Below are 314 nucleotides of genomic sequence, written 5' to 3' on the forward strand. Positions count from 1 at the left end.
GGTCTGGTGCCTGGCTTTGGTGTCACGACGCAGATCATTAATGGTGGTGTCGAGTGTGGCGGCAGTGCCGAGCACATTCAGTCGCAGAACCGGATTAACTACTACCGGGAATTTGCCAGTTACCTGAATGTGCCTGTCCCGGCAGACGAGGTGCTGGGGTGTGCCGCCATGAAGCAGTTTGACGGCGAAGGGGCCGGTGCACTGGCGATTTACTGGGAGCAGGATTGGGGCTGGCGTCCGGATACCCCGGATAACCAAACCTACCGCTGTCAGCTGGTGAACTATCAAGGGCCATATTCGGCATTTATTGCCGG

1 protein-coding gene is annotated in these 314 nt (G+C 57.6%); it reads left to right on the forward strand.

Going from position 1 to position 314, the window contains the following annotated elements; genetic code table 11:
• The coding region (locus ACYP03_RS25305) for a glycoside hydrolase family 19 protein (protein ID WP_459782572.1) at positions 1-314 on the forward strand (314 nt) is incomplete at both ends.

Source organism: Photobacterium sp. R1 (assembly GCF_054600795.1).